This window comes from Kosakonia sp. MH5, from assembly GCF_009935945.1.
In the GTDB taxonomy this organism is placed as follows: domain Bacteria; phylum Pseudomonadota; class Gammaproteobacteria; order Enterobacterales; family Enterobacteriaceae; genus Kosakonia; species Kosakonia radicincitans.
The window spans coordinates 301-619 of sequence record NZ_QODH01000042.1 but is presented as its reverse complement, the minus strand read 5'-3'; the positions used below and the strand labels follow the sequence as shown (position 1 = coordinate 619).

Here is a 319-nt window from a genome sequence, read left to right as displayed (position 1 = left end):
TGTTCCAGAAGTGCCGAGTGAGATGGCGGTGGACTTCCATTTGAGGCAACCTGTGACTCCCAGTAGTGTAGCTATTCAATGCGGTGAGAACCGGGTTCATGTGGAGGTACAGCAGGACTTGTTTAGCAATGGTGAACTGATCCAGCCATCTGGTCTGACTTTGGGAGGATGTCCTGTTGTCGGTTTGGTCCCAGGCTCCAAGGTGCTCTTCTTTGAGAATGAACTGCAGGACTGCAACAGTGTGTTGATGATGACCAAGGATGAGCTTGTCTACACCTTTGCCCTTACCTACACTCCCGAGGCGTTTGCTGGCACTCCC

At 52.0% G+C, this 319-nt stretch carries 1 protein-coding gene; it reads left to right on the top strand.

The window, feature by feature from the left end; translation table 11 throughout:
* Positions 1-22: 22 nt before the first annotated feature.
* Positions 23-319 (top strand): hypothetical protein (locus DK872_RS27220; protein ID WP_161519137.1); only part of this gene is annotated, 297 nt, incomplete at its 3' end.